Raw genomic sequence first — 26,388 nt, 5'->3', positions numbered from 1 at the left:
CAGTTGCAGTTACGAATCGATCAAGGGAAGAGGAAGATCAAACCGGTATAGACTCCCGCAGCTGTCGCAGCAGCTTTCTTGTTCCATGGAATTCGGTAGCAGAGTTTCGGAGCACAGTCACCCGGTCGGTAGTAACCGAGGGCGTAATGCTCATCCCAGACTGGATTGAGTGCCATCTGGTAAGGCAGTCCGATCAACTGAACACCGAATTTTCCAGCAGAGACGAACGGTTGTAACCCACATGGGTAAGTGTGTCCGTAACGTTCGAGTTGAACGTCTTCGAAGTAGAGCGGGTCGCTCGCAAGATTCGAAGCCATCCACTGGTAGTGAGTCGTGCCGTAATTTCTCTCGAAATCCCCGGAGCTTGGCAGGGGCTGAAAGTCCGACAACTTCGTTTCGGCCACACCGGTTGGCGAATAATCGTAGAACGGTTGGATCTCGCCAATCCGTTGGAATGATGGAAGCTTTTGGCCGGCGTATGGATCGGGAAGGGGAAGTGAGTCTCCCCGCTGGGCCACCATTACTGCCGATTCTGGAGTTGTTGTGTTGATCACAGCTTCCGGAAACGGTAAAGATTCAGCGACCTGGCTCGAGCCCCCCGGAGGCGTTGCATACGGATCGGGAACGAGAATGTCCGCTCCAGCCTGTGGATCGGAATTCATTTCAACGGGCGCAAGTCGATTTGACTGATTGCTCTCACGAAACAGCGAGGGTGTCTCGGTCGATCCACTGTCCGCTTGATCGAGCGGAGGGTCGGCAACTGTGGGAGGATTGTATTCCCCAGCGGGAGCCGGTTTCGGAAGAGCGGGAGGCGCCTGATCTTCCTGGCTGCCGCTCTCGGACGCCTTGTCCGGAATCCAGTTCTCTTTGACCTCTTCCCATCTCTTCACAGCTGATCGCTTCGAGAGGCGATCGAGTGGAGAGTCGGCAAGGGCCAGGTTTCCTCCCAGTATCAGGAGGAGAAGAACGGGCATACCGAGAATGAAAAGTTGCTGAACAACGTCAGTCTCCCGGTTGCGACACACACTAGTTGAGGTCACCGGTTGAATGCTCGGTTGTATAGTTCGGCGCTTCTTGCGTGATGGCAATGTCATGCGGATGGTTCTCCCTTACCGTTGCCGCTGACACTCGAAGGAATTGGGCTTTCGTTCGTAACTCTTCAATCGAACGAACACCGAGATATCCCATCCCAGCTCGTAGCCCCCCTACGAGTTGATACAGCAGGCTTGTGAGGGGGCCCTTATACGGAACGCGCCCCTCGACACCTTCTGGTACTAGTTTCGGCGTTCCGCGGCCTTCATCTTCAGTCAGGCTTTGCCGATATCGTTCACTACTCCCTTTCACCATCGCTCCGAGAGAACCCATTCCGCGATAGCGTTTGAAGCGTCGTCCCTGGTAGAGAATCATTTCGCCCGGGCTCTCGTCGAGTCCTGCCAGCAACCCACCGAGCATGACCGTAAAGCCGCCTGCTGCAAGAGCTTTGGTCATGTCGCCGCTGTATCGAATTCCGCCGTCTGCGATGATCGGAACGTCCGTTCCCTGAACCGCTTTGGCTGCGCTGGCGACTGCCGTAAGTTGAGGAACGCCAACTCCGGAAATAATTCTCGTCGTACAAATTGATCCCGGACCGATCCCAACTTTGATTGCATCGGCTCCGGCGTCGAGGAGAGCTTTTGCTCCGTCGTAGGTCGCGATGTTTCCCGCGATGACGTCAATTCCCCAACGTCGCTTAATTTCCTCGACGGTTTCGATCACGTTTTTGGAGTGTCCGTGGGCACTGTCGACAACAAGCACATCGACTCCGGACTTGATCAGTTGCTCGGCCCGTTCAATGTCATGAACTCCGACCGCAGCTCCCACTCGAAGGCGACCACGAGGGTCCTTGTTCGCCCACGGGAAACGCAGGTTTTTGTCGATATCCTTGATCGTGATCAGCCCTTTGAGAAGATAGTCATCGTCGACGAGAAGGAGTTTTTCGACGCGATTTTCTCTTAAGATTCTCTCAGCATCTTTGAGATTGGTGTCTTCACGGGCGGTGATCAGCTTCTCTTTTGTCATGACTTCTTCGACAAGCGTTTCTCCGGAATCGAGAAACCGCAAATCGCGACGGGTCAGAATGCCCTTCAACTTTCCGGAAGGATCGGTGATCGGGACCCCACCAATGTTCCGGGAGTCCATGATTTCAATCGCTTCCGACACTCGAGCTGTGGGAGGCAACGTCAGCGGGTCGACGATCACGCCGTTTTCGCTTCTCTTAACGCGGTCGACTTCCATTGCCTGCTGCGCGATCGAGAGATTCTTATGGATGATTCCGATCCCGCCTTCCTGAGCCATAGCGATGGCCATTTCGCTTTCGGTGACGGTGTCCATGGGACTGGAAACGATGGGCAGGCTGACCTGAATGTTGCGAGTCAACTTCGATGACACATTCACTTCGCCGGGCATGAGTTCGCTGTAAGCAGGGACGAGCAGAACGTCGTCGAACGTCACTCCGGTTTCAAGAATTCGGTCGTGCATCTATCAGTCCTCCTGATTGGTCTTGGTGTGCTGAAATCTCATCGCAGTGGGGGCATGACTGGCGGATCTCACGCTGTTCAGTCGATGCGGGCCACTCAATTGAATTGTGTTGTTGGCGGCTTTCGTCAGCCTGCCACATTGCCGGTTGTTGGAAGCTGTTTGAGGAACAGTGTTGCTCAAACGGTGGTCATTCCATCGATGCCAGTCGCGTCTGGAACTTGTTGCCCAACTCGACAAGCGTGGGAACGTCGAGTTGTTCCGCTCTCAACGTGAGTGGCAAATCCATTTCTGTCAGCAAGTCGTCAACATCCTGCTTGGTCAGCTGCTTTCGATACATCCCCACAAGGACGCTTCTCATAAACTTTCTGCGAAAGCCGAACAGCCTTCTGATGAAATCCTGAAAGAAGGCCCTGTCCTGGATTTTCTCGCGGCGTTTCTCGTTCGGGACGATCTTCATGATCGCGGAGTCGACTTTCGGACGCGGCCAGAAAACCGTCGGGCCGAGTTGCTTCAACATTTCGACGTCGCACTGAGATTGCAACCAGACCGAAAGGGCTCCGTAATGCGATTGTTTGGGGCGAGCCTGCATTCGCAGTCCGAGTTCATACTGGATGGTGACCACCATTCTGGTCCAGGGAATCTCGGTCGCAACGAGATTGGAAATGACCGGAGTCGCGATGCTGTACGGAAGGTTTGCCACGAGTTTGACGGACATCTCCGGGGAATCGCGTAGCCGACGTTCAATTTCCTCGATGATCTCTGGAGCGAATGTATTCTTGTTTTTGAGTGCATCCTGACGAATTAGCGTGACGTTGTCGTACGGCGCGATGGCATCGGAAGCGAGTTGATGCATGTCACGGTCCACTTCGACCGAGACCACATGCCCCGCTTCACGAGCCATGAAGGTTGTCATCCCGCCCGTTCCTGCTCCGATCTCCAGCACCAGATCGTTCGAGTTCAAGTCCGCGTGTCGGACGACGAATTCGATGATGTTCAGGTCGATCAGAAAGTTCTGTCCGAGGTGCGTACGGGGATGAAACCCATGCTCCTGAAACTTTCGCATGAGGTGAGATCGTGTTTGACGTTCCGTATCAGACATCGCATTGTTTCCGCGTTACTTCACGGCTCCTGTCAGCATCTTTTCCATGTACTTTCCAACGATATCCGTTTCGATGTTCACCCGATCTCCAACACGTCGCCGACCGAGAGTTGTCACTTCCAGAGTGTGAGGAATGAGTGCGATGCTGAAGCGTTCGCTTTCCACATTCACCAGCGTTAGCGAAATCCCGTCGACAGCGACTGATCCCTTTTCCACCATCTGGCCGGTCAGCTGCTGAGGAACACGAAACCACATGTTGACCCATTCGCCTTCGGTCTCAATCGCTTCAATGATCCCGGTTCCATCAATGTGCCCCTGAACGAAGTGGCCCCCCATTCGGTCTGTTGGCCGAAGCGAACGTTCCAAATTGACTGACGTCCCGACTTCAAACTCGCCGAGATTCGTTTTCGAAAGTGTTTCCGAGCCCGCTTGAAACCACAAACTCTCTCCGTCATTTTGAATCACAGTCAGGCAGCATCCATTGATGGAAATACTGTCGCCAATCTCAACTGACTCAAGATCGTCCATTCCCGATTGGGGCGAGATCGAGAGGACAATTCCCGGTCCGTCAGGCTCTGTTGAGATCACAGTTCCTATTCCTTCGACCAATCCGGTAAACATCGTGGAGTGCGTTCCAGTTCGAGTTTCGAGGCTGTCGAGAGATCAATCGTCGACGTGAAGTTCTAATCAGGACGATCTCTTGAGCATCCGGCTCGTTTTTGTGGCCGAGATGTGACGAGTCGTCAGACAAACGTGCTTTGAGAATTCAGTGAAATCAACGGGAGCCATTTGAACGACGCTCTGAAAATGAGCCGTCGCGCTGTCTCGACATTTCGCCGAGCTTAAAACAATTCAGCCCGAAGCGAGACACGCATTGTGCGAATCTGGCTTCGGGCTGAATTGGATGACCATTATGTACCGTTCCATTTGTCAATTATGGCAACCTGACCGCCGGTTGTCCAATCCATAAAGATGGATCAGTTGACGTTCCGGGAGGCCAGAAGAAGTCCCGCATCGAAATCCTCAACGAATTTCACTTCAACTGCGAAGGCGTTGAACAGTCTCGCTGATGATCTGAACGGCTGCGTCGATTTCTTCCATTGTATTCTGTGGACCAATGGAAAACCGAATGGACGCGCTGTAAATCTCTGACGGAAGCTGCATCGCGAGAAGAATTGGAGCCGGTTCCGAAGACCCGCTGGCGCATGCACTTCCATGCGAACAACAGATCCCGGCCAGATCGAGAGCGACGAGGAGCGCGTCCGCATTGCATCCAGGGAACGCGGCGTGCAAAGTGTTGGGCAGTCGGCGTTCGAGACAACCGTTGACAACAAACGGAGCGCACCGGCTGGCGAGTCCTGCTTGAAAATGATCACGCAGTGATCGTAGATGGCCCACGTGATTGTCCATGTTCTGGTGAAAGAGTTTCATCGCTCGCGCCATTCCAGCAGCGAGTGCGACACTTTCCGTTCCGGCCCGGCGTCCCTGTTCCTGATGTCCTCCGAGAGACTGGGGAATGACGCGAGTTCCATCTCGAACGATGAGTGCACCGATTCCTCGCGGCCCACAGAATTTATGCGAAGCGACGGACATCGTCGTCGCTTTCAGACGCCGAAATGAAACAGGAATCTTTCCGACAGCTTGAACGGCGTCGACATGAAATGGAACACCATGTTGTTCGCAGAGTTCACTGATCTCTTGCAGATCGAGAACGGTTCCGGTCTCGTTGTGTGCCAAAAGTGCAGTGGCAAGGACTGCATCGTCCCACGGAGCTTCGGTGAGTGATTCCTTGACGAGCTGACCTTGCCCATCCAATCGCAGGCGGTGTTTTCGAGACCCCGTTTTCGAAAGCCGCTTCACGGCTTCTTCTGTCGCTGGGTGCTCCGCGGGTGGCAAGATGACCGTGCCTTTGCGTCCGGCCGTTAAGCCAGCAATCGCGAGATTGGAGGATTCCGTTCCGCCACTGGTGAAGACGACTTCATCGGGAGAGCAGCCAATGACCTCGGCGATGACTTCTCGAGAATCTTCGAGGACCTGCCGCGCCTTCCGTCCAGCCAGGTGACGGCTTCCCGGATTTCCGTATGCGACCCGAGAGACACGTGCCATCTCTTCGAGCACTTCTTCGGCAACCGGAGTTGTCGCATTGTTGTCCAGGTAGATCATTTCACCAGCGTTTTCGAGCTTCCGTCACGTTCGGGACGTCAAAGATGCGAAGGCGTTCGATGCATCGATCTTCAAGACTTCGCACAAGCAAACTGAACGAAGTCCAAGCGAAACATTGCCACTGCGGGAACTGACAATCGCAAAAATGCTCTGCCGATACGCCGATCAGTCGATGTCAGGGGATTCGCAGCCTTCGAACGAATTCCTATCCATTGAATCTGGAAAGAATGAGCGAGATGTTTTGCCCACCGAACCCGAAGCTGTTCGACAGAGTCGTCGTGACAGGTTTCTCCCGAGTTGTGTTTGGAACGTAATCCAAATCGCAGTTCGGATCCGGCGTTGTGTAATTGATGGTCGGCGGCAGGATGTTGTCTCGCATGGACAGCAGGCAGACGATGGCTTCCGCACTTCCAGCAGCAGCGATGAGATGGCCCATCATGCTTTTGGTGCTGGAGACGGGCGTGTCGTAAGCGTCCTGACCGAGTGCTTGTTTGATCGCCAGAGTTTCGACCTTATCGTTCACCGCTGTGCTCGTTCCGTGAGCGTTGATGTAATCGATGTCGTCGGTGTTCTTGCCTGCATCTTTCAATGCCATTTTGATGCACGCTGTCCCGCCTCGACCTTCCGGATGAATGTCGGTGATGCGGTAAGCATCTGCGGTCGATCCGTATCCGAGCACTTCTCCCAGAATCTCGGCACCGCGACGTTTCGCATGGTCGAGTTCTTCGAGAATCAGAATCCCGGACCCTTCGCCGAGGACGAAACCATCACGGTCCTTATCGAAAGGCCGCGAGGCCGCTTGAGGATCATCATTCCGAGTGGAGAGTGCAGTCAGCAGGTTAAACCCTGTCACGCCGAAGGGATGGATCATGCTGTGCGATCCCCCGGACATCATGATATCCGCATCTCCCTGGCGGATGATTTCCGTCGCTTCTCCGATCGCCTGACTTGACGCCGCACACGCTGTCAAACTGTTGAGATTGGGGCCTTGAGCATTAAACAAGCTGGCGAGGTGCCCAGCCGGCATGTTGGGTTCCTGTTCCCGTTCTTCGTTGGGATTCAGTCGTTCCAATCCTTCTCGCGTGAAATGCTCCATGTCGAACTCACCGTTCTTCTGGGCATTTGCAATCAGTTGCATGAACAGAAAAAAGTCCTGCTGTCCTTCGCCCGCTCCGAGATAAACTCCGAATCTCGTGGGATCGTAGCTTCCTTCTTCAAGCCCCGAGCACTTCATCGCTTGAACCGCAGCTCCGATCGCAAAACGAATGTTCCGTCCGCTGTAGTGAAAACGCTCCGGATTCGAGATGTAATCGCCGAGATTGAAGTCTTTGACTTCGGAGGCAAACTTCGTGGGGAACCCGCTCGCATCGAAGTGCGTAATAAAATCGATTCCACTTCGGCCCTCTTTGAGAGAGGTCCAAGTCGATTCCACATCATTTCCAACTGGAGTCACACAACCCATTCCGGTAATGACTACACGTCTACGCATCTTCACAGTTCCTGTCTTGACGTCATGGTGACAACTCGGTGTTCCGTACCAGGTTATCGATTATTTTCGAAGCTGTTCGCCACCGGCTTTTTCGGATCACCTCGAAACGGATGAGCCGGAAAGTCTTGGTGCGCTTCTTTGAACACGAATGATTCGTTCGCAGTAAATTCGGCCGCTGTCGAAATGTTCAGCCATCGCATGCCTGAGATTATAGCCGGACGACAAAGAAAATGAGAAGTGCCGTCCTGGTCTCAGAAGCATTCTCAAGCGTCTTCGCGTGATGGCCTGACAGATCGACTGATCATTTGTAAACTTGTTCGGCGGAAGACTGACAGGAAATTGACCGTTTGACAACTGCTTTTGCGACAAGAACTTGAAATATGGACAACCCTTTCTCCACTCGACGTCTCGCTGTTCTGCTCACATTTTTTCTGATTTGTGAGTTGGACACCTTCGCTGGTGACTGGCCCCAATGGCGAGGTCCGATGCGAAATGGTCACTCTGCGGCCGAATTGCCCGTCGGTTCAGAATTGACTCTCCCAACGGTTTGGGAAACATCTGTCGGAACCGGAATGTCATCGATGGTCGTCGTGGAAAATCGTCTCGTGACGATTGGAAATGTTGATGATCAGGACATTGTGCAATGCCTGAACGCGACAACCGGCGATTCTCTCTGGCAGCACCGGTATCCGGAACCGCTGGACCCAAACCTGTTCGAAGGTGGGCCGACGTCGACCCCTCTGATTGTTGATAGCACGGTCTACACAATCAGTCGACGGGGAAAAATCTTTGCCCTGGGGCTGGAAAACGGGCTTGTTCAGTGGGAATTCGATGTCGTTGACGAACTCGAACTCAACGTGCCGACCTGGGGATTTTCAGGATCTCCGCTGCATTACGGCGAGACAGTCATCTTCAATGTTGGCAGCAATGGGCTTTGCTTGAATCGTGAGGATGGGCAAATCGTGTGGAAATCCAGTAACGACGAAGACGCTGGTTACACTTCGCCCACGATTTTTGAGTCAGGAGAAAATGTTTATTGCCTGATCGTTTCCGGAAAGACCTTCAACATCGTTCGACCGGATTCCGGCGATGTGGTCGCATCCGAGCGCTGGATCACACGGTACGGAATTAATGCGGCCGATCCGATTGTTCTCGACGAAGAACACATTTTTCTCTCTTCCGGCTACGGAAAGGGAACGGCTCTGTTCCAGTTCAAAGGAGAGGAACTCACGCAACTCTGGAGAAATCGAGATCTCCGGATTCAAATGAGCCCCGGTGTCCTCGTGGATGGAAGCGTCTTCGGAATCGATGGAGATGCAGGCAATGAGGCTGCGCTCGTTTGTATGAATCCGATGACCGGAGATGTCCACTGGAAACATCCACTTCCCGGCCCGGCAAGCTTGCTTGTCGCTGAGAACGCAATCGGAATGCTGGGGGAATCAGGTTTGTGGACCCAGTTTGAAGCCAGTCCGAAGAGTTTCGAACCTCTCGGAGCGACAGAAGTGAATTCGACGAGATGCTGGACTCCCCCGATTCTCGCGAATGATCGGCTCTACACCCGCAACGCCGCGGGAAGGATTGTCTGTTCAGATGTGCAGGTTTCCGCGAGGGAGAGTCAATAAGGCGCGGTTTTTTCGGATTTTTTTATGATTTTCCAACAGCACGCTGGGGCCAAGTCGTAGTAGTGGAAACGGAAATTAGATGAACGGGCAGCCCATGGCTTCGAATCGATCACTGACCGACGAATATGACATTCTGGTGGATGCCGGATCGCAATCGAGTGATGCCCGGTTAGTGGAAGAAACGAAGAAGGGGAATAAGCAGGCGTTTGGCGAACTCGTTCAGAGATACGAACGCCGACTCATGCGAGTGATCGGCCGCTTCGTTTTCGACCTCGATCTGATCGACGATTTGGCTCAGGAAACGTTTATTCGAGCATATGAGAGATTGGATCAGTTCGATCCCTCTCGCAGATTTTCGCCGTGGCTGTTCCGAATTGGTGTCAATCTGGCACTCGACCTGCACCGTCGTCGGAAACGTCGGGTATGGACGATCATGTTCACCGATCGATCTGCCGATCGATGGATTGAGAATCCGGAAGCAGACCCTCGCAACGTGCGTGATCTGCAACTCGAAGTCCAGGCGGTCATCCGAGAGATTCCCGAGAAGTACCGCACTGTGTTGATTCTGAGAGATATGGAAAACTTTTCGACATCGGAAATCGCCGCCATTCTCGACCGCAAGGAAGCAACAGTTCGCTGGAGGTTAGCGGAAGCACGAAATCGCTTTCAGGAACTGTGGGAAAAGCGGCAGAAACAGGATGACGACTAAAGTAATTTGGGTGTCGACTCATCAAGAGGAGCGGGTCAAAGGTCAGGGAAACTTATGGACAGCTACTGATCGTTCGATAGAAGGGCGTGAGGATAAACGGATTCCCAGTCGAGAGAGAATTTGAGAACTTTTCATTGTTTTCACAATGAGTTGCCATAATAGAGATGATTTCAATTCATTGGCTCTGGTGCCAGTGAATGTTGAACCGAGAAGTAATCATGAATTGTCACGATGCAAAACGTTTGATGGCGCTGCGACTTGGTCGCGACGAAGCCGATCCCACGGATTGGGAGCAGGCACGTCGACATGCATCGACATGCCTCGACTGCCGGAAACATTTCAAGGAACTCAAGAGCGCGATGGCGGTGCTTGAGCAGGTTGATACCGAGTCGACTTACGAAGTGTCCAAGAGCCTGTGGCCGGAGATTGAAGGTCGACTGGGAAACTTGCCCGGTCGCCGGAAGTCGTCTGATCTTGCAGGCTGGATGCCTGTCGTGTCGTTGACGGTGGCCTGTATGCTGTTTGTCGTGGTTTGGTTCGTGCCCGCTCAAAACCCTTCAGGGAACTCGCATGTTCCGGGGATGGGCAGGGGAATGGGACCGATTCCAGGAGCTTTCGACGGGTTTCAGGCCGCCGATCACTCATCCACCGAATACGCTCAGCACAAGTTAGATGAAGACGATCGATCGCTCTAACACTCTTGTGAGGGCCGAGTTTCGATCAGTGATTGAATCAGAAGATTATTAGAGTTTCGGGCTTGGACGGATCCGAGAAATTGTCACATGACCAGTGAATGAAAAGCTGGATCTCTCTGCTGAACTCGTTCTGCTGAACGCACGCACTTGCACACTTGGCTGACTTAAGACACGCTCATTCTCTCGTCACTCATTCCATGTTGATGAGATGACAAAAGGGCAAGCTTTGGGCTCCGGGATCATCCTTCGAGATGGTCTTCAAGAACTCTCAAGAGCGATCTTCAACTTTCAGAAGAACTACTTCCGCCTTGCCCGAAATGCGCTCAGGCGATTGAGACGACACCGTGAGAAGGGTTTATTGCGGTAGTCGACAGCAGTTCGGGTGACACGGTCCTGCTTCTGGAGGGGGACAGCTGTCTCCCAGTACTGGAAAGCTGTTGCTTGATGCGCGGCCCGCTGGGGCACTCATCAATCGTTCCAGTTTCTTGCTGTTGCAAGTGGGGCAGACTGGCTCTTCGTTTGAGCGGACCAGAATCTCGATTTCTCGGTCACATTGTCGACAGTGATATTCGAATGTGGGCATTGGTCGTCAGTTGTCAGGTAAGGACTTCGAATCGAACTACAGAAAAAGTCTGCCAGACGATGCGACTGGCAGGCTCTATTATTTTCGAATCTTGTCGTAAAGCAAGACTCTCGGATTACTTTTCACCGATCGCGTACAGTGTGTCTTTGGTTGTGATGTAAAGCACGCCGTTGGCGACAACTGGGGTACTGTAAACAGAGCTGTCCATCAGGTTTTCAGCGAGCAGGTCCATTTCCTTGCCATGAGCGAAGACGGCAATGTCGCCATCTTCATCGCCGATGTAGACTTTATCATCAACGATCAACGAGGAACCCCAAGCTGCGGAGAACATGTCGTAGTTCCAATACGATTTTCCGGTTTTCGCATCAATGCAGTGAAAGATTCCGGAGAAGTCAGCGATGTAAAGCAAGTCGTCTTTGATCGCCACGGTTCCGCAAGTACGGTGCATCTCTTCTTCGAATTCAATGTCGCCGTCTCCGTTGGTGTCGTCACCGGTGTAGTGCCAGACAACCGCCGAATTCGGATTCTCTTTGACCGACTCTCCCTGATCAGGATGAATCTTTTGCAGCCGACGTGTTCCGTCGTTTTTGAATTCAATCTCATTGCCATCTTTGTCGACAGCAAGCGTTGGACTGACGTCCCCGCGCTTCGTCGGATCAATGCACCAGAGGTGGCCGTTGCCTTCTCCGTGTTCAGGGTCTTCGCCGACTCCGATGTAAACGAGCCCATCGTAAATGACAGGAGTTCCGATCAGGTGATTGCGTTCGCTTCGACCGCTCACGGAATACATGGAGTCTTTTGGATTGCAATCGAATTTCCAAAGCAACTTGGCATTTCCGTTCCCGTCACCTGCAGGATCAAAGGCGTAGAGCCATCCGTCACCACCCCCGAAGAAGACCATTGCCTGTCCGTCAATAACGGCATACGACGGAGAAGACCACTGTCCATGAAGGATGTTCAGGCCAGGGGAACTGTCGGTCCAGAGGACTTCGCCGGTGTCACGATTCATCGCGAAGAAGCTGGCAGCATTTGGTGAAGGAATATTGACGTGAGATTCGTCCACACCATTCGAAGTGTTCACGAAAAGAACATCTCCAATGCAGGCAATCGAGCAATTGCACATGTTGTGCTGTGACACGCTCAGCTTGCCCATCATGTCAAACTTCCAAATGATGTCGGATTCGTCTTTGTTCTCGTTTCCTTCGGAAGTGAATGGTCCGTCATTTTCGCCATCGAGGAATCCATCTGCGTCGAGACACACAACTTCGCCGCGACTGCTCACAAACCACACGCGATCGCCATCAGCGAAAGGAGCAGCACAAATTCCCTGATCTGGCCAGTCGTGGACACGACCTGTTGAGAGCTTCTGGCTGGAGTGTTGCCACTTGAACTCACCCGTCTTCTCATCGATGCATAGCAGCACACCCAAGTCGACCGATTTCGGAAATCGTGCGAGGTATCCGTGATGGTTGTTCGTTCCAACATAGATGTTTCCGTTGGCAACGACGACGTTTCCATAAGTTTGTGAGCCAAGCGGAGTTGACCAGAGGACTCCCTCTCCCGCTTCGACGTCGAACTCAGTCGGAATTCCAGTCGCTCCAGAGACGTTGTTCTTGTGGCTCCATCCGCCCCATTGTGGCCAGTCACCTGACCCAACAGCCATTTTGGAGATCTCCTCCTGAGCAGCTGAGACAGTATCGTAATCCTGTGCAGCACAGACTGTCACCAACAGGCTGAAGGCAGCCGAGTACTGCAGAAACTGAAGAAAGCGGGACATAAATGAATCCTTTGGTGGCAATTTTGTCTCTTACCGAACTTCTGTAAAAAATTGAACGAGGACATCAATGTCAAACGGCCGTTCGACGCAGAGCGAAGATCACTCCGTTCGATCCATTCAATTGTTTCGTGTCACTGTGAGGTTGTCGTAGAAGATCTCTGCGTCCTTGGCATTCCCAAAGAATCCGGGGCTCCCGATTGTGTTGGGAACTTCGTCAACACCTTCAATCATCCATTCCGAAGGTTCTTCTTCGCCTTTCTTCCAGACCTTTCCTCTCAAGACTGCTTTGCCATCTTCAACGGCAGCAGAGAACTTGATGGTATACCACTGGTCTGCTTCCCAGGCAAAGGGGACGTTCACGGAGAACCGGTTCAGCTGAGGCGTCCAGGTGCGGATCTGAAGTTGCTGTGACGCTCCCATCATGTCGAAGGTGTAGCGTTGGGCGATCAGTCCGATATCTGGAAGTTTTCCATTCCGTTCGAAGGCGTAGACGTCTGACTGAATCGTGTAGTCATGAAGGTCCGGATGACCGATCCAGCCCTGGCTTCGGGCTCCCTTGGGGATCGTTGTGATTTTGCAGAGAACTCCGTTTCCGTCGATGAGACGCGGACCGCGCTGAACCGTAAGACGTGGTTCCGCAGCAGTCACACCTTCTTCACTTGTGGGACGATCCCAGGTGCTCCATTCGGCGGATGCGACGACTTTTTCGTCGATGAGTCGTTGAAGTGAGTTCCCGAGTTTTTCTTTGGCTGCTTCCACATCTCTGGGGCGTTCTGCTCCTTCTGCGATGTCGAGGAACTGCAGGAGCCCGGACCAGCGAAGCTGCGGTGTGCTATCGTCGAAGACGCGCTTCGGAGCGAAGTTTTCGAACTCGGACATCAGGTAGATGTAGAGGTCGCTCGCCATCGGATCGTCTTTGCGAAGCGACATCAACAGGTCGAAGTCGAGCGGCACGTGGCGATAGGCCATTCCGATCCATGGAAGCGGAATTTGCCCGTCGGAGAAGTCGAATGCCCACGGGAGTTCAGGAATTGTTCGAACCCGCGCTTGCGTGGTGAGATCCCCGACTTTGGCGTCAACGATTGTCGCGACTGGCTGATCGACATCTCTGCCGACCTGGAACAGTCCGTAGTCATCAATGCTTCCGGGGCCGGTCAACTCGTACTGAACTTCGGCTGCGGCCGCCATTCTGACAAACTGTCCACGTTCGTTGTAAAGGCGAACATGGAAACCCTGTCGGTATCCAGGACGAAGCAGGAGTTCCGCCGGGACGATTTGTGCTTCGGCTGGTTTGTTGGCACCAGCTGGTTTTTTCTCTGCTGGCATTGGCGGAAGCGGATCGATTTCGACTTCAGCATCCGGTAGTCCAATGCAATACAGGTTCCCGGTGGTTGGGATGAAGATTCGTCCTTCGGAAACAATCGGCGAGCCGTGAGCTTCTTCTCCGCGTTGGAAACGAAACTTGTGAATGATGTCAGCGCCGGTTTCGGTTGGAGTCATAATGTATCCACGACCGTTGGCTTCATGAGCGTAGATCTTGCCATCTGCGTAGAGAAGGTTGGCTCGCATCATGGTTCCCATTCGAACCGGGTCTCCAAGAGCTTCGCCGGTGTCTGGATCGAGGCAGTGAAGCTTCGCCCGGTCATCAGCAACGTACAGGCGACCATCAATCATGATCGGGCTGGAACGTCCATTGAAGATTCCGGTTTTCCGCCAGACTTCTCCGGTTCTTGTGATGTCCCCACGTTTGGTGGTATCAATGCAGAAGACCGCACCCATGTCTGTCGTGTCGAGATTCTCTTCACCGTGCCCGCAGTAAACTCGATTGCCGACGACAAGTGGAGAAGTGTTGACTCCGCGCCCACTCACGAAATAGCTCCACAGGATTTTTCCTGTGCGAGGATGCATCGAGTGAATTCCTCCGTCACCCGAAGCGAAGATCATCTGAAGTTCGCCATCGATGACAGCCAAAACAGGAGCGCTGTAAGTGGTGTCGTCCGGGAGCAGTGAAGTTCCATTCATCCAAACCGGGACACCGTTTCGTTTGTCAAACGCAATAAAGCGGTGAGCAGGTTTGGCAGTGTCTCCCCAACCGATTGTGACCGCGCTGATGATCACATTGTTTTCATGAACAATCGGGAAGTTGGTTCGTCCACCGTACGTGCTGAGAAGGCCAAATTCTTCGTGAAGGGATTTGTATTGAGGATGCTGCCACATCAGTTGGCCGGTTTCGCCATTCAGGCAACAGAAGTACCCACACACCCCGAGAGCGTAGACGTTTCCGGTTTCCGGATCGCAGGCCACACTTGACCAGCCAATTCGTTCGGAAGGAACATCGCTCAGATAAACGTTGAAGACATGTTCCCAAACAGTGCTTCCGGTTTCTGCATCGATACAGACAACCTTTTCCCCCATCTGTGATTCATCTTCAGGGTTGGCAGTTGTCAGTGCATACAGCTTTCCGTTCATCAGCGTCGGAGTGGAACGGATTGGAATTTCCTGCGCCCAGAAAACATTACTTCCTTCACCACCTTTGGGATCCCATTCGGCAGGAAGGTTCTTTTCGCCGGAAACCCCACTGTAGTCAGGGCCTCGCCAATAGGGCCAGCTTTCTTCGGCGTTGGAAATGCTGCACAGGGATGCACAGATCCCGACAAGGAGAGCAGTAGATGCAATATTTCGTATCATTCGACGACTCTTCTGAGTGGAACCAGGTTGTCTTAGGGGAGATCGAACTTGCTAGTAATTAGGTGGGGCATGAACTCACATCCACGCTCTTCTAAACATAGTGAAGACGCATCGCGTCGGCAAGGAGAGAACCGGCGGACTACCAACTCTCGGAATGAGATTTTTCGCGTCCAGAGTGGGCTTGTTCCGGCGAAATTCATCAAATCTTCGGTCAAAACTTCAACGACGGTTCTTTGTCTCTTCCTTGCACATCGAGACAGGCTCAGAGAAAATCGCATTGGACAGGATGACATGGGAACGAGATGGATCCCTCGCCGCGAATGAATCATTTGAAGGCGACGGGATGGCACATCAGTTTTGTCCGCAGTGCGGTCCGGATCCGTGTCGATGGCTGTTCGTGAAAACGGCCACGATGGACGCTTATTCGATCAGGAAGATGAGGAGATTTCATTGTCGTTAAAACAGAAGTTGCGACAGGGCGATTTGGTCAATGTCTTTGCAGTGAGTCGTCTGTATCATCCGAACCTGATCGAGGTTTACGGGTTTCACGGTGGTTTCGATGGATTCTGGATCGACGCTGAGCACGCGGATTTTTCGACTCAAGACATTGAACACGCTGCAGCAGTGGGGCGGTCGCATTCTCTCGACTGCTTTGTGCGAATTCCGCCCGATGACTACTCGTTGGTGACGCGGTGTCTGGAGTCGGGGGCAAGCGGAGTGATGGCTGCACAGATTCAGTCCGCGGAGCACGCAGAACAGTTTGTCCGGTGGGCGAAGTTTGCTCCTCGAGGAAACCGTGGGCTGAACGCAGGTTGCTTTGACGGTCGATTCGGAACGTTGCCTGTCGCTCAGTTTTGTGCAGAATCCAACGAACGCTCATTCGTCGCCATTCAGATCGAGACTGTTGGTGCGTTGGAAGAGTGTGATGCAATTGCAGCGATCGAAGATGTTGATCTGCTGTTCATCGGACCGTCCGATTTGAGTCAAGCGCTTGGAGTCACGGGAGACTTTCTCCATCCGAAATGCCTGGAAGCGGTCGAGACAATCGCCGCAGCTTGTCAGAAGCACAATAAAGCACTCGGAGCAGTGACGACGAACCCCGAACATGCTGCGATGCTGCGAAAACACGGATGTCAGATGCTTTCGCCGACGAATGATGTTCGAACATTCCAGGCGGGAGTTCAGGCTGTGACGGAAACTTTTCGAGAGTTCTTTTAACAAGTGATTTCAGTTGCCACTCTCGAAAATGTATTCCCCACGGATTGAGACAAGCGGTCGACTGAACGTACTTGACCGGATGTCCCCATTGACGACGGAGTCATCGAAGAATGAATTCCACAGACGCGATTCCATCATTTCTGGCGGGTGACGTCTTCGCGGTCGCAGGAGCGTCGACCGAACGGCACAAGTATGGAAACAAAGTTTTGCGGTGCTATCTTCAGAACGATCGCACCGCTTACCCGGTGAACCCGCATGCGGAAGTTGTGGAGGGAGTTGCTGCCTACTCGACGTTGCAGGATCTTCCCGAAACGGTCCACGGTCTTTCCATCATCACTCCCCCGGAAATCACCGAGAAGATTGTCGAAGATGCCATTCAAGCTGGCATTCAGCACATTTGGATGCAGCCAGGTGCCGAGAATGAAGCTTCTGTCGCGTCTGCGGAACAGGCCGGCATCAACGTGATCGCGGGCGGCCCGTGCATCCTTGTGGTGATGGGGTTTCGGGAGGAGTGAAACGGAATTCCGACCGCGATGTTTTTCTCAGCGCGGCGGAACAGAGAATCTTCACTTGGCAGAGACCACTATCGGTTGCACCCACGCGGACTTTTTATCGCCGAGTTCTGAAGGGTTGGGATGATCCGCGGAAGACGTAATTTTCGCACGAACGTAGAGTTCCGTACCCTGATACTCATAAGTCGCCGAGGTGCCCTCGGTGCGTTGCAAGACTCGACCGATTTCCGAGCTGTAACGATGGGTGACAGCCAAAGGTTCGCCATCATCTCCGAGAATCGGTTCCCCGTCGAGAGGGGTGTCGCTGTCGGTTCCAATGAACTCGATCGTGTAGGTTTCTCCCGGTTCCGGTTGGACTTCCACTGACATCGATTTCTCGGTGTGTCCAAATGCGTTGAGCGTCACTCCCGATGAAGAATAAAACTGGCCGGACTCAAGTGATTCGATGAGGTTCTCGGGAGTCAAAGATGCTGACTGAACCATCACCCACCCGCGCCCCGGTTCGCTGGCCCGGCTTGGAATTGAGTGGTAGTTGTGTCCGTCGTCGACCGCGAGACCGTACATCAGCGGAAGGTCGAGTCTTCCGAGTCGCTGAGATAGAACGATGTCCCAAATTCGTTCGGTCGATGCGTGTGTTCCATCTCCAGTGTTGTGAACTCCGGGGTGTCCGTTGTAAACCTCAAAGAACTTTTCTCCCTGCAGCTTCATGATGTCTTCTGCGGAGACGGCGTAGCCAAAATTGGGATGATTGAGGTGAATGATCATCGGCTTTCCCGTCAGCTTCCGTTGAGAGACAACCGCGTCGACATTGTTTTGCATCGTTTCAAAGACGCTATTGCCGTGGCGGGGAACGATCAGTTCCTCGACGTTGCTGACGTTCATGTGAATCGGATGCCGATGAAAGCTGTCGCTGATCTCCTCTCCCTGAATCAGCAGAAATGAACCCGAAACCTCGAGCTTCTCAACGACTTCGTCGAACATCCGCATTCGGACTTCCAGTTGACCATTCACTGTCCGTTCTTCAATCCAGTCAGGAAAATTGGCTTGCAGCTTCTCGTATGCTTTTCGGCCGCCTTTGGTCTTCTCGACAACGACCCACTTTTCGCTGTCTGCGAGCACATTGTGATCGGTGAAAACCAGAAAGTCGTAGCCCTGATTGCGATACCAGAGCCCGATGTTTTCCAGATAATCGTCTCCATCACTCCAGTGAGAATGGGTGTGAAGGTTTCCTTTGTACCACTTGAGATTCTCCGTTGACTGGGCAGTCAGCTCTCCCGGCGAACCGGACATGTTGAGGCCGAAACTGGTCAGGGCCAGAACCGTGACTAACAGCAAGAGGAGAAATAGACGTGGCATGAGAAGATCTCGAAGGTTGCGGGTGGGGGATTCGAAAGGCGGGGAACGGTCATACGTTGAAACGAAACGTTCACTGTCATGATGGAATTGGGTGGGCAGCCAACAGAAGCTTAAATGCTTGTTTGTGAATTGCAGAAACCTCTACATCGCTGCCTGCCTTCCGGGTTTATCCCGTTCAATATGCTCCATCCCACATGCTCCAGCAGTCGGAAGAATTTTGTGAGGGCTGCAATTCCCTTTGGGATTAAAAGCCGACCGAATATCGGTCATGACGTTGACATCGTCGGCGGTGAACAGTTTGTCCATGAAGTTGATCTTCTCGACACCAATTCCATGTTCGCCGGTGACGCTGCCTCCGAGTTCAATGCACTTAGAGAGGATGGCGTCTCCCGCTGCGATGACTTTCTTGACCTGATCGGCATCGCGTTCGTCGAACAGAAGAATGGGATGAATATTGCCATCGCCCGCGTGAAACACGTTGACGATGCGAATCCCGAATTCTTTCTGAGTCTGGATAATGAAGTCGAGGATTTCGGGGAGCTTGGTGCGAGGAACAACACCATCCTGAGTGCAGTAGCTTGGTGCCAGTCGACCGATTGCTCCAAAGGCCTGCTTGCGGCACTTCCAGAGAAGTTGACGTTCGGCCGGGGTATCAGCTGAGCGTACTTCACGTGCTCCGTGCTGATTACAGAGTTCGATAATCTTCTGTTTTTCCAAATCAACGGCGACGTCGAGCCCGTCCACTTCAATCAACAGGACAGCTCCGGCGTCGAGTGGAAATCCAAAGTGGAAAGCATCTTCAAGTGCTCCCACGATTCCCTGATCCATCATTTCCAAAGCTGCGGGAATGATCCCGGCACCGATGATTCCCGAAATGGCTTCTGTTGCATCGGAGACAGTTTCGAAGATTCCAAGCATTGTCCGGTAGGCGGCGGGGTCACGTGTCAGGCGAACCCAGATCTTCGTGACCACTCCGAATGTGCCTTCGCTTCCAACGAACAGCCCGGTCAGGTCGTACCCGTTCAATTCTCCCAGTGGTCCGCCCAGTTGAATCAATTCCCCGGTCGGCGAAACGAATTCGACTCCAAGCACATGGTTGACCGTGACGCCGTATTTGAGCGTATGCGGGCCTCCCGAGTTTGTCGCGACGTTTCCTCCAAGAGTGCAAGCTCCTTGCGAAGAAGGGTCCGGAGCGTAGTGAAAGCCACTCCCTTTAAGGTTTTGTGTGAGGTGAACGTTGACCAGTCCCGGTTCGACGATGGCGTATCTGTCTCGTTCGTTGATCTCCAGAATCTGCCTCATTCGCGTGAGACAAATCATCACGCCGCCGCCGACTGCGAGTGTTCCGCCAGAGAGACTCGTCCCGGCGCCTCGGGGAACAAATGGGAGGTCAAACTCATTGCACAAGCGAACGGTTTCGACGACCTGCTCAGCCGTTGTTGGAAAGACGACGATTTCAGGCATCTTCTTCTCGACCACATAACCGTCGCACTCATAGACGATCAACTCGTCTTCATTGACGATCAGGTCCTCAGCTGAATAGATGGAGTGAAGCCGAGTGAGAATCTCCGAAGCTACAATGGCCATAAACCTGCACTTCTCTTCAATACTGATCCGGAAAGTATCGCCCCGTTCAACCGTTGACAGTTGATTCGAGCGACACGAACTTCGCGGGTGGTCGTTTCGGACGAGTATTGAAGAATCTCAACTCAACTGCAACTGACTCAAGTGACTGCCTGAGACCGGCGGTGTGAGACGCGCGAGGCTGAGTTACTCCGGTCGACACGTTGTTGCTTCGAACCGAAAACTGGCGGTCCAAAAACGAAGTCGTGGCGTCAGTGCATCGCCGTTCAGCGATCACGCTTAGAGTTCGAAGAGCGTTTGCGTCCGAAGAATCGAAAGATCAGACGGAAACGTGTGGAACGTCTGCACCGCCAGCATTTTGCTGTTACCTTCGACACGGGCCAGACTCAACGGGCCCGGCAAGAGGCGATTCTGAGTCGGGAACTGGTGTGAAACGAACGACTTCTGCGACTCAATTTCCAGTTCCAGTTGAACCCGCGTGAAGACGGAAAAGTCGACGGCATCGACTTCACCTGCAAAATGGTAGTTGAGTGGGTGTTCGGTTTCGTGCAGGATTTCGTCTTGCTGGTTGTAGAAATAGGTTTTCTGAAGACCGAATGTCGACAGCTTCAATTCGTCCGGAAGAGTGACTTCCACGATCGACTGTTTTCCTGAACTGAATTGAAGGTAGTAGCCTCCTTCACACAATCCGATCGACAGATCATACAACTCAGAGTGGACTCGGCCGACGATAAGCGGGTCAAAGAGTTCCGGGTGGAGAGAGCGGTCGAACATTCGATACGACGTTTCGTCGATGCTGGGACGAAGAGAATGAGTCGACATCTCGAGACCGCGCTTCCTAGTGCTAGAAGTGATCTTGAAACCTGGAGGTCACATTGTCTTGAGAGTCCCGCAACGGTTCTCTCAAAAATCTCGAAAGCGATCACAGACCCGGAACAAAGTCGGGTTTCCGATCACTCTCGTCCGCTCAGAAAGAGGATTGATTGATCCTCTCGCTGAGGTGACTGAATTCCAACTGGTCAAGTATACCCCATTCCCCTTCTCGGTCGAGAAGGAGTTGCGGGAAGTTTTCAAAGAAAGATTTTTCGCGAGATCGACCTTCGAACTGGGTTGATTCTTGCCGAAGGAATTGAACGGGGCCTCGGAACCGCTCAAAGCACCCGCTCGACAGAGATGATCATCGCTTCAAATCTTCAGCTGAGTTTCAGACGGAATTTCACAGCCTCACTAGCCGAGTGGCATGAGGTTCTGGAGGTATTGGATCGCGCGGTTGGAGTCTCCGATTTTGTCGTTGCCGGAGGTGCGACGGACATTCATCCAGCCAGCGAATTCCATTTCAAAAAGAATTGCAGCAATTTCATCCCACTCCGCTTCTCCGCGTCCGACCGGGACTTCCTGTCCGGTTCCATCAACGTCAGAGACCGCATCGCGAATGTCGACCTGTCCGATAAACTGGTAGAGGTCGCGAAGTTGTTGTTGAGGGTTGCGTCGCGACAGAATCCATCCTCCGATGTCCCCGTCGATACTAAGTGGTCCCGTTTTGACATTTGAAAGAAGTTGGCTCAGGGATTCGGAAGAGTCCCCGGATGGGATGATGCAAATCGTCACGCCATCCCGATTCCCGTGCTCTGCAAGATCGCTCATGATGGGCAAGACGAAGTCCGTGTAGGCTTTCGAGTCTGCCTCTGGAAGTCGACCGATGCGAAGCGTCATTTGCCGAATCCGCAATTTGGATGCAAATGTCATTGCTGCGCGAACCGCATTGAGACGTTCCTCAAGCCTCTCCACTTCGAAGAGCGAAGCTCGAAGCGGGAAGTAAGCCGAGGCGGCTACCAGATTTCGCTCACTGAGATAATTCTGCAACTGACGGCGTGCTGTGTCACCGTAGTCTTGAGCGCGAACTTGAGTTCGTAAATCGAATTGGACTCCCTGGGCACGCATCTGCATCGCTGAATGCAGGGACGTACGCAGATCCTGACCGAATTCGTAGGTCGCGACTGAGATTCTTCTTCCGAACACGCTATCCTCCTGATGCACTGCCCCCATCGAAGCAATTTCGATTGAGTTGTGATCCCCATGTCTGCGAATCGAGCATTCGCTTGATGATATCCCATTTCCCCAAGTGTCAACGGACAGTGTGTCAACGGTCAGTTCCCGAAGGCGGATTCTTTGAGTGCCATTTCTGGCAATTCTGAGTCGCTGCTGGAATTCAACTTCACAATTCTCGATAACTAATGGTCGGCCTCTCCAACTCTCATTCAGACGATTGAATATAGAATCGATGGCGTATTCACTCAAAACGTTGACGAATTCCCTCGAAGCATTCGCTCCATTGGATTTGGGCGAAGAGTGGGACAATATCGGTTTGCTCGTCGGAGATCCTGAATCTTCAATCGAGACGGTTCTGACGTGCCTGACGCTCACTCCCGATGTCGCAGAAGAAGCCATTCGACTCAAAGCGGATTTGATTGTTTCCCATCACCCGGTGTTGTTCCGTTCGGTGAAAAAGCTGACCACCGAGACGCACGAAGGCCGGATGCTTCTCGAATTGATTGCAAATAAGGTCGCGATTTACAGCCCTCACACAGCTTTCGACAGTGCCAAGAGTGGAATCAATCAGCAGCTTGCTGAATCATTTGGGCTTGCTGAAATCCAACCACTTCGCAAGATGCAGGACATTCCGTCGAATTCTGCGGCCATTGGTTCGGGGCGTTGGGGGCTTCTCATAGAGTCAATGACGGCGGGACAATTCCTGGATCGCGTCCGTAAAGCGTTGAAGGTCGAAAATCTTCAGTACACCGGAGATTTGAATCAGCTGGTTGAATCGGTCGCTGTCGCTTGTGGATCGGCAGGCGAATTTCTTCGAGATGCGAACCAGCTTGGTTGTGATCTGTTCTTGACTGGCGAAGCACGTTTTCATTCGTGTTTCGAAGCTCGCGAACTTGGCGTTTTTATGGTTCTTGCCGGGCACTACGCCACGGAACGACCAGCGGTTGAGACCCTCGCAGAAACACTTTCAAAAAAATTTCCCGACTTGCAATGCCGGCCCAGTGAAATCGAAACGGATCCCGTTCAATGGAGTCTCGGATGAATCAGCCTACCCAACCGCAACAGCCAGAAGGCGATGTGCCTGATGGTCAACAGGCAGACCAGTCAAAATGGCCTCGCCCTCAATTCGAGACTCTAATCTGGAGGGGCGTTCGACTCCGGTGTCCTCGATGTGGCGAAGGAAAACTGTTCGAAGGCTTCATTCGAATGCCGGAGCGCTGTTCCAACTGCAACCTGCGTATCCAGCGTGAAGCGGGGTTCTATCTCGGATCGACGTACATCAATTATGGGGTAACTGCCGTGTTGATGACGGCAACGTTCTTGTTCTTGCGACTTTTCATGAACATCCCTGCCAAGACGATGATCTGGCCGCTGTTCGGCTTTTGCATTATTTTTCCGGTGCTCATATTTCGTCAGGCCCGGGCCATCTGGCTGGCATTGGACTGTCAGTTCGACCAGTCAATTTTGAATGAAGAGTAAATCTACAATTGCATCATCGCCGAATGCATCGACGACTGAATTCGAACGAGGTCATGACGGACGGAAAGGGAGTCAGATGCGCACTCTTGTGATCGTCTATCAGCATCTGGCTGCGTCCGATCTGGGCGCTTACGGAGGAGCCCAACCGCTCACGACTTTTGACGAATTCGCAAGCCGGTCGGATGTTTATGACTGGGTCTATGTTGCAGACCGGACGCAACCGGTGACGCACGAATTGAAACAGAGTTGCGGAAACTCTTTCCGCGAAGTCAGCGCGATTGAAGAGATTCCTGAGAGTGTGTCAGAACTTGCATCTGAAGCGGCGGATGGTTCGACACTTTTTCTCAACTTGTCGAGTGAAACGTCTCCTGAACAACTCGATCAGTCATTCGCAAGTGCGTTGGACGCCTGGAAGACCGCCACACGTGATTCAGATTCGGACACACCTTCGACGATTATAGTCACAGCGAATCTGGGAGCGCATATCGATGTCGACACTTTGGATGCACATCCCGAGCGATCAGTGGCAGAAGCAGCAGCGCATATTCCGTTGATCATTCAACCGCCCGGGCAGAACGTTTCTCGTCGTCGAACGAAGTTGCTGACGAGCGATTTGATCGTCGAAGCATTGAAAGTAATTTCTGAATCCGCAGCAAGCTACCAGAACTTCCGCGATTCAGAAGGGGCGATGCAGATCAGTTATCAATCCCGGTCGATGTTGGCGGTCAGGACCGAACACGCTCTTCTCATCCGTTCTCGGGATGGCGATGATTCGGATGACGACCATTTCCTGTCGCTTTACCTGAAACCGGAAGACTTTTGGGAAGTGTTGGATGTGGCGTCTCAGTATCCGGTTGTCGTTGATCACTTTTTCGAAACCGGCGAGTTGACGCTTCCGCAACAGGGGGATGACGCATCATAATCAAGCGGTTGCGAGAGGTTTGTTCAATCTCCTCATGGAAGCACAGGAATCGCGGATGAATTCCGTTTTGCAGTTCAGTAACCAGATTTTCTGCCTGCCCGTCGTGCACGGGAGCGGAGATTTTGCGATTCAAGTTCGCGAAACAATGCTTTCGCAGAAATTCGACTGCGTCGCTCTCCCTCTCCCCGAGTCGTTTCGCACCCACGTTGAAGAGGGCGTGAAGCATCTGCCGACTGTTTCGATCGTGGTGCAACCAGAAACAGCCCCGACGGCGTCTTCCTGGTCTCCGGAAGGAGAGAGCGAGTCCGAGAACATCGCCAGCTATGTCCCGATTGACCCGTGTCAGCCAGTGATTCAGGCAGTCCGGGTGGCTCTCCAGGAGCGGATTCCGAGGAGTTACATTGACCTTGAAGTCGAGGACTTTGAGATTACAACAGGAGTCCTTCCCGACCCTTACGCATTGAAACGAGTGAAGATTGAGCAGTTCGCCGCTGCGGTTGTCCCGGAGTCACGACGTCCGGAGAGGGATCAGCATCGTGCGCGCATTGAATGGATGGCTCGGTCGCTTCGTGAATTAGAGAAGCAGCATTCCTCAATTCTCTTCGTGTGTTCCGTCCTCGACTGGATCTGGATTCGAGACGCTTACCGGTCACAGGAGTTCGGTCTTGCGGAACCGGAAGCTGTGTACGAAACAGAACTCTTCCGAGTCGATCCTCGCACTCTGGTTTTTGTTCTGGAAGAGTTACCGTTCATTACGAACTTGTATGAACGCTCGCGGAGAACGCTCGATGTCGATGACAATCTTTCCATCGATGGAGTGAAGGAACTCCTCTTCGAATCACGAAAGCGGTATGTCGCCGAACATGGGCGAAAAGGCCGACGAATTTCACCGCTGACAATGCGATCAATGCTCAAATACGTTCGAAACCTGAGTTTGATCGAACGTCGTCTGACCCCGGATTTGTACACTTTGATCACCGCAGCCAAACAAATTGGAGGAGATCTCTTTGCGATTTCTCTCGCCGAAACGGCTCGTGAGTACGAGTTCAACGACACCCTTCCTTACGGAGATCTCAAAATGTCCATCGGACGCGGAGAGTTTCCGAACGGTGACATCTTCCATCTCAAGAGTCGGCTGGCAGGTCAACCGGTCACTTGGCGCACCTGTGAGCTTCGAAACAAACCGCCTGAAATTGATAAACAATCCTGGGCGATGAAGTGGAATCCCTTCAGTCACTGTAGTTGGCCACCCGAAGATGTTGCGATTGAGCGGTTCCGGACTCATGTCAAAGATCGGGCACTGGCAATGCTCGGGAATGATCTGGCGAGAGTTGAGAAGTTCACGTCGAGCATCAAAGACGGAATTGACATCCGCGAAACGCTCCGCAATTGGCACACCGGCGAACTGTATGTGAAAGAGAATCCTCCGAGCCGCGGGTCGCTCGATTGTGTCATCATGCTGTTCGATTCCCCCGCTGACCCGCGTGACTATCCGTGGAGAATTACGTGGCACGCCGAACATCAGGATGAGTCGACGCTTTCATTCTTTGCCACTCCTTTTGAGAACGAGTTCGTCGGGCCCGGAATCGCGATGTCCACTTACGGCGGGGCGATGTTCTTGTTTCCTCCGCGTCCCATTCCAGACATCTGGCACGATCGCCGTTTTGACTCAGTCGACACGCTGGAAGAACGCCTTCTGGTCGCTGCCTGTTATCACTCCAAAGAGCGGCACATTGCTTTGCTTTCACAGTCTCCACCGGGACTTGCGTGGAGACGGATCGCGAAGCGGAGCGGAAAGCGGTTGATTCATCTCCCTCTGGCCGGTTTCAGCAGCGAGACGATTCAGAAACTTAAGATGTTCCATGTTCTGAATGGCCGACAAGTGCGAACCTACGCGGAGCACTTTATTCGCAAAGCCTGAGTTTC

General features: G+C 52.9%; 22 protein-coding genes. 9 read left to right on the top strand and 13 right to left on the bottom strand.

The genetic code is table 11. The annotated features are described in order from the left end of the window. Positions 1–20 precede the first annotated feature (20 nt). The 6 genes from KOR42_RS03760 to fabF all read right to left on the bottom strand — a co-directional run bounded on the left by KOR42_RS03760 (position 21) and on the right by fabF (position 7,268). Positions 21–1,040, bottom strand: a complete 1,020-nt coding sequence (locus KOR42_RS03760) for a hypothetical protein (protein ID WP_231740618.1) — start codon at positions 1,038–1,040, stop codon at positions 21–23. Continuing rightward, positions 1,027–2,517 (bottom strand): IMP dehydrogenase, encoded by a 1,491-nt coding sequence (gene guaB / locus KOR42_RS03755; RefSeq protein WP_146507270.1) that lies wholly within the window; start codon positions 2,515–2,517, stop codon positions 1,027–1,029. The genes KOR42_RS03760 and guaB overlap by 14 nt, the downstream gene beginning before the upstream one ends. 187 nt (positions 2,518–2,704) lie before the next feature. Next, positions 2,705–3,616, bottom strand: coding sequence for a 16S rRNA (adenine(1518)-N(6)/adenine(1519)-N(6))-dimethyltransferase RsmA (rsmA, locus tag KOR42_RS03750; protein ID WP_146507269.1), 912 nt, complete (start codon positions 3,614–3,616; stop codon positions 2,705–2,707). A 15-nt stretch (positions 3,617–3,631) separates the two neighbouring features. After that, positions 3,632–4,237 carry a riboflavin synthase gene (locus KOR42_RS03745; RefSeq protein WP_146507268.1) on the bottom strand — a complete coding sequence of 202 codons (606 nt, stop codon included), beginning with the start codon at positions 4,235–4,237 and terminating at the stop codon, positions 3,632–3,634. 417 nt (positions 4,238–4,654) lie between these two features. Continuing rightward, positions 4,655–5,779 (bottom strand): cysteine desulfurase family protein, encoded by a 1,125-nt coding sequence (locus tag KOR42_RS03740; RefSeq protein WP_146507267.1) that lies wholly within the window; start codon positions 5,777–5,779, stop codon positions 4,655–4,657. A gap of 205 nt (positions 5,780–5,984) precedes the next feature. Further along, positions 5,985–7,268, bottom strand: coding sequence for a beta-ketoacyl-ACP synthase II (fabF, locus tag KOR42_RS03735; RefSeq protein ID WP_146507266.1), 1,284 nt, complete (start codon positions 7,266–7,268; stop codon positions 5,985–5,987). 380 nt (positions 7,269–7,648) lie between these two features. Between fabF and KOR42_RS03730 the strand changes: the two genes are divergently transcribed. The 3 genes from KOR42_RS03730 to KOR42_RS03720 all read left to right on the top strand — a co-directional run bounded on the left by KOR42_RS03730 (position 7,649) and on the right by KOR42_RS03720 (position 10,294). Then, on the top strand, positions 7,649–8,890 hold the full coding sequence (locus KOR42_RS03730; protein WP_146507265.1) for an outer membrane protein assembly factor BamB family protein: 1,242 nt from the start codon (positions 7,649–7,651) through the stop codon (positions 8,888–8,890). A 94-nt stretch (positions 8,891–8,984) separates the two neighbouring features. Continuing rightward, the gene (locus tag KOR42_RS03725; protein ID WP_146507264.1) at positions 8,985–9,599 is read left to right on the top strand and encodes an RNA polymerase sigma factor; all 615 of its coding nucleotides are present in this window, start codon (positions 8,985–8,987) and stop codon (positions 9,597–9,599) included. 218 nt (positions 9,600–9,817) lie between these two features. Further along, on the top strand, positions 9,818–10,294 hold the full coding sequence (locus KOR42_RS03720) for a hypothetical protein (RefSeq protein WP_146507263.1): 477 nt from the start codon (positions 9,818–9,820) through the stop codon (positions 10,292–10,294). A 355-nt stretch (positions 10,295–10,649) separates the two neighbouring features. Here the strand turns inward: KOR42_RS03720 and KOR42_RS27775 are convergent, their stop codons facing one another. From KOR42_RS27775 to KOR42_RS03705, 3 genes are all read right to left on the bottom strand, one after another. Continuing rightward, positions 10,650–10,877: an FmdB family zinc ribbon protein gene (locus KOR42_RS27775; RefSeq protein ID WP_146507262.1), complete on the bottom strand. Its 228-nt coding sequence runs from the start codon at positions 10,875–10,877 to the stop codon at positions 10,650–10,652. Positions 10,878–10,992: 115 nt separating this feature from the next. Then, complete coding sequence (locus tag KOR42_RS03710; protein WP_146507261.1) at positions 10,993–12,654, bottom strand: outer membrane protein assembly factor BamB family protein; 1,662 nt, start codon at positions 12,652–12,654, stop codon at positions 10,993–10,995. A 117-nt stretch (positions 12,655–12,771) separates the two neighbouring features. After that, positions 12,772–15,342, bottom strand: coding sequence for an outer membrane protein assembly factor BamB family protein (locus tag KOR42_RS03705; protein ID WP_146507260.1), 2,571 nt, complete (start codon positions 15,340–15,342; stop codon positions 12,772–12,774). Positions 15,343–15,729: 387 nt separating this feature from the next. Between KOR42_RS03705 and KOR42_RS03700 the strand changes: the two genes are divergently transcribed. Both KOR42_RS03700 and KOR42_RS03695 read left to right on the top strand, forming a co-directional pair. Further along, positions 15,730–16,560: an HpcH/HpaI aldolase family protein gene (locus KOR42_RS03700; protein ID WP_146507259.1), complete on the top strand. Its 831-nt coding sequence runs from the start codon at positions 15,730–15,732 to the stop codon at positions 16,558–16,560. A gap of 110 nt (positions 16,561–16,670) precedes the next feature. Further along, positions 16,671–17,075: a CoA-binding protein gene (locus KOR42_RS03695; RefSeq protein ID WP_146507258.1), complete on the top strand. Its 405-nt coding sequence runs from the start codon at positions 16,671–16,673 to the stop codon at positions 17,073–17,075. 51 nt (positions 17,076–17,126) lie between these two features. Here KOR42_RS03695 and KOR42_RS03690 read toward each other — a convergent pair whose 3' ends face one another. From KOR42_RS03690 to KOR42_RS03675, 4 genes are all read right to left on the bottom strand, one after another. Continuing rightward, complete coding sequence (locus KOR42_RS03690) at positions 17,127–18,428, bottom strand: CehA/McbA family metallohydrolase domain-containing protein (protein WP_146507257.1); 1,302 nt, start codon at positions 18,426–18,428, stop codon at positions 17,127–17,129. 141 nt (positions 18,429–18,569) lie between these two features. Continuing rightward, positions 18,570–20,015 (bottom strand): FAD-binding oxidoreductase, encoded by a 1,446-nt coding sequence (locus KOR42_RS03685; protein ID WP_146507256.1) that lies wholly within the window; start codon positions 20,013–20,015, stop codon positions 18,570–18,572. 276 nt (positions 20,016–20,291) lie between these two features. Then, positions 20,292–20,834: a DUF2617 family protein gene (locus KOR42_RS03680; protein WP_146507255.1), complete on the bottom strand. Its 543-nt coding sequence runs from the start codon at positions 20,832–20,834 to the stop codon at positions 20,292–20,294. A gap of 405 nt (positions 20,835–21,239) precedes the next feature. Next, a complete protein-coding gene (locus tag KOR42_RS03675; protein ID WP_197440830.1) occupies positions 21,240–22,031 on the bottom strand; it encodes a sugar phosphate isomerase/epimerase family protein in 792 nt (263 codons plus the stop codon). A gap of 262 nt (positions 22,032–22,293) precedes the next feature. On the opposite strand from KOR42_RS03675, the gene KOR42_RS03670 reads away from it, so the two are divergent. The 4 genes from KOR42_RS03670 to KOR42_RS03655 all read left to right on the top strand — a co-directional run bounded on the left by KOR42_RS03670 (position 22,294) and on the right by KOR42_RS03655 (position 26,383). Further along, on the top strand, positions 22,294–23,103 hold the full coding sequence (locus KOR42_RS03670; protein ID WP_146507253.1) for a Nif3-like dinuclear metal center hexameric protein: 810 nt from the start codon (positions 22,294–22,296) through the stop codon (positions 23,101–23,103). Beyond that, positions 23,100–23,540, top strand: coding sequence for a DUF983 domain-containing protein (locus KOR42_RS03665; protein WP_197440829.1), 441 nt, complete (start codon positions 23,100–23,102; stop codon positions 23,538–23,540). Before KOR42_RS03670 ends, KOR42_RS03665 begins: the two co-directional genes overlap by 4 nt. A gap of 76 nt (positions 23,541–23,616) precedes the next feature. Beyond that, entirely contained in the window at positions 23,617–24,462 is an 846-nt protein-coding gene (locus tag KOR42_RS03660; protein WP_146507251.1) for a hypothetical protein, read from the top strand. A gap of 55 nt (positions 24,463–24,517) precedes the next feature. Next, entirely contained in the window at positions 24,518–26,383 is a 1,866-nt protein-coding gene (locus tag KOR42_RS03655; protein WP_197440828.1) for a hypothetical protein, read from the top strand. Positions 26,384–26,388 lie beyond the last annotated feature (5 nt).

Source organism: Thalassoglobus neptunius (assembly GCF_007859735.1).
GTDB lineage: Bacteria > Planctomycetota > Planctomycetia > Planctomycetales > Planctomycetaceae > Thalassoglobus > Thalassoglobus neptunius.
Note: the sequence above shows the minus strand (reverse complement) of the source record. Positions and strands in the feature narration are given on the sequence as shown.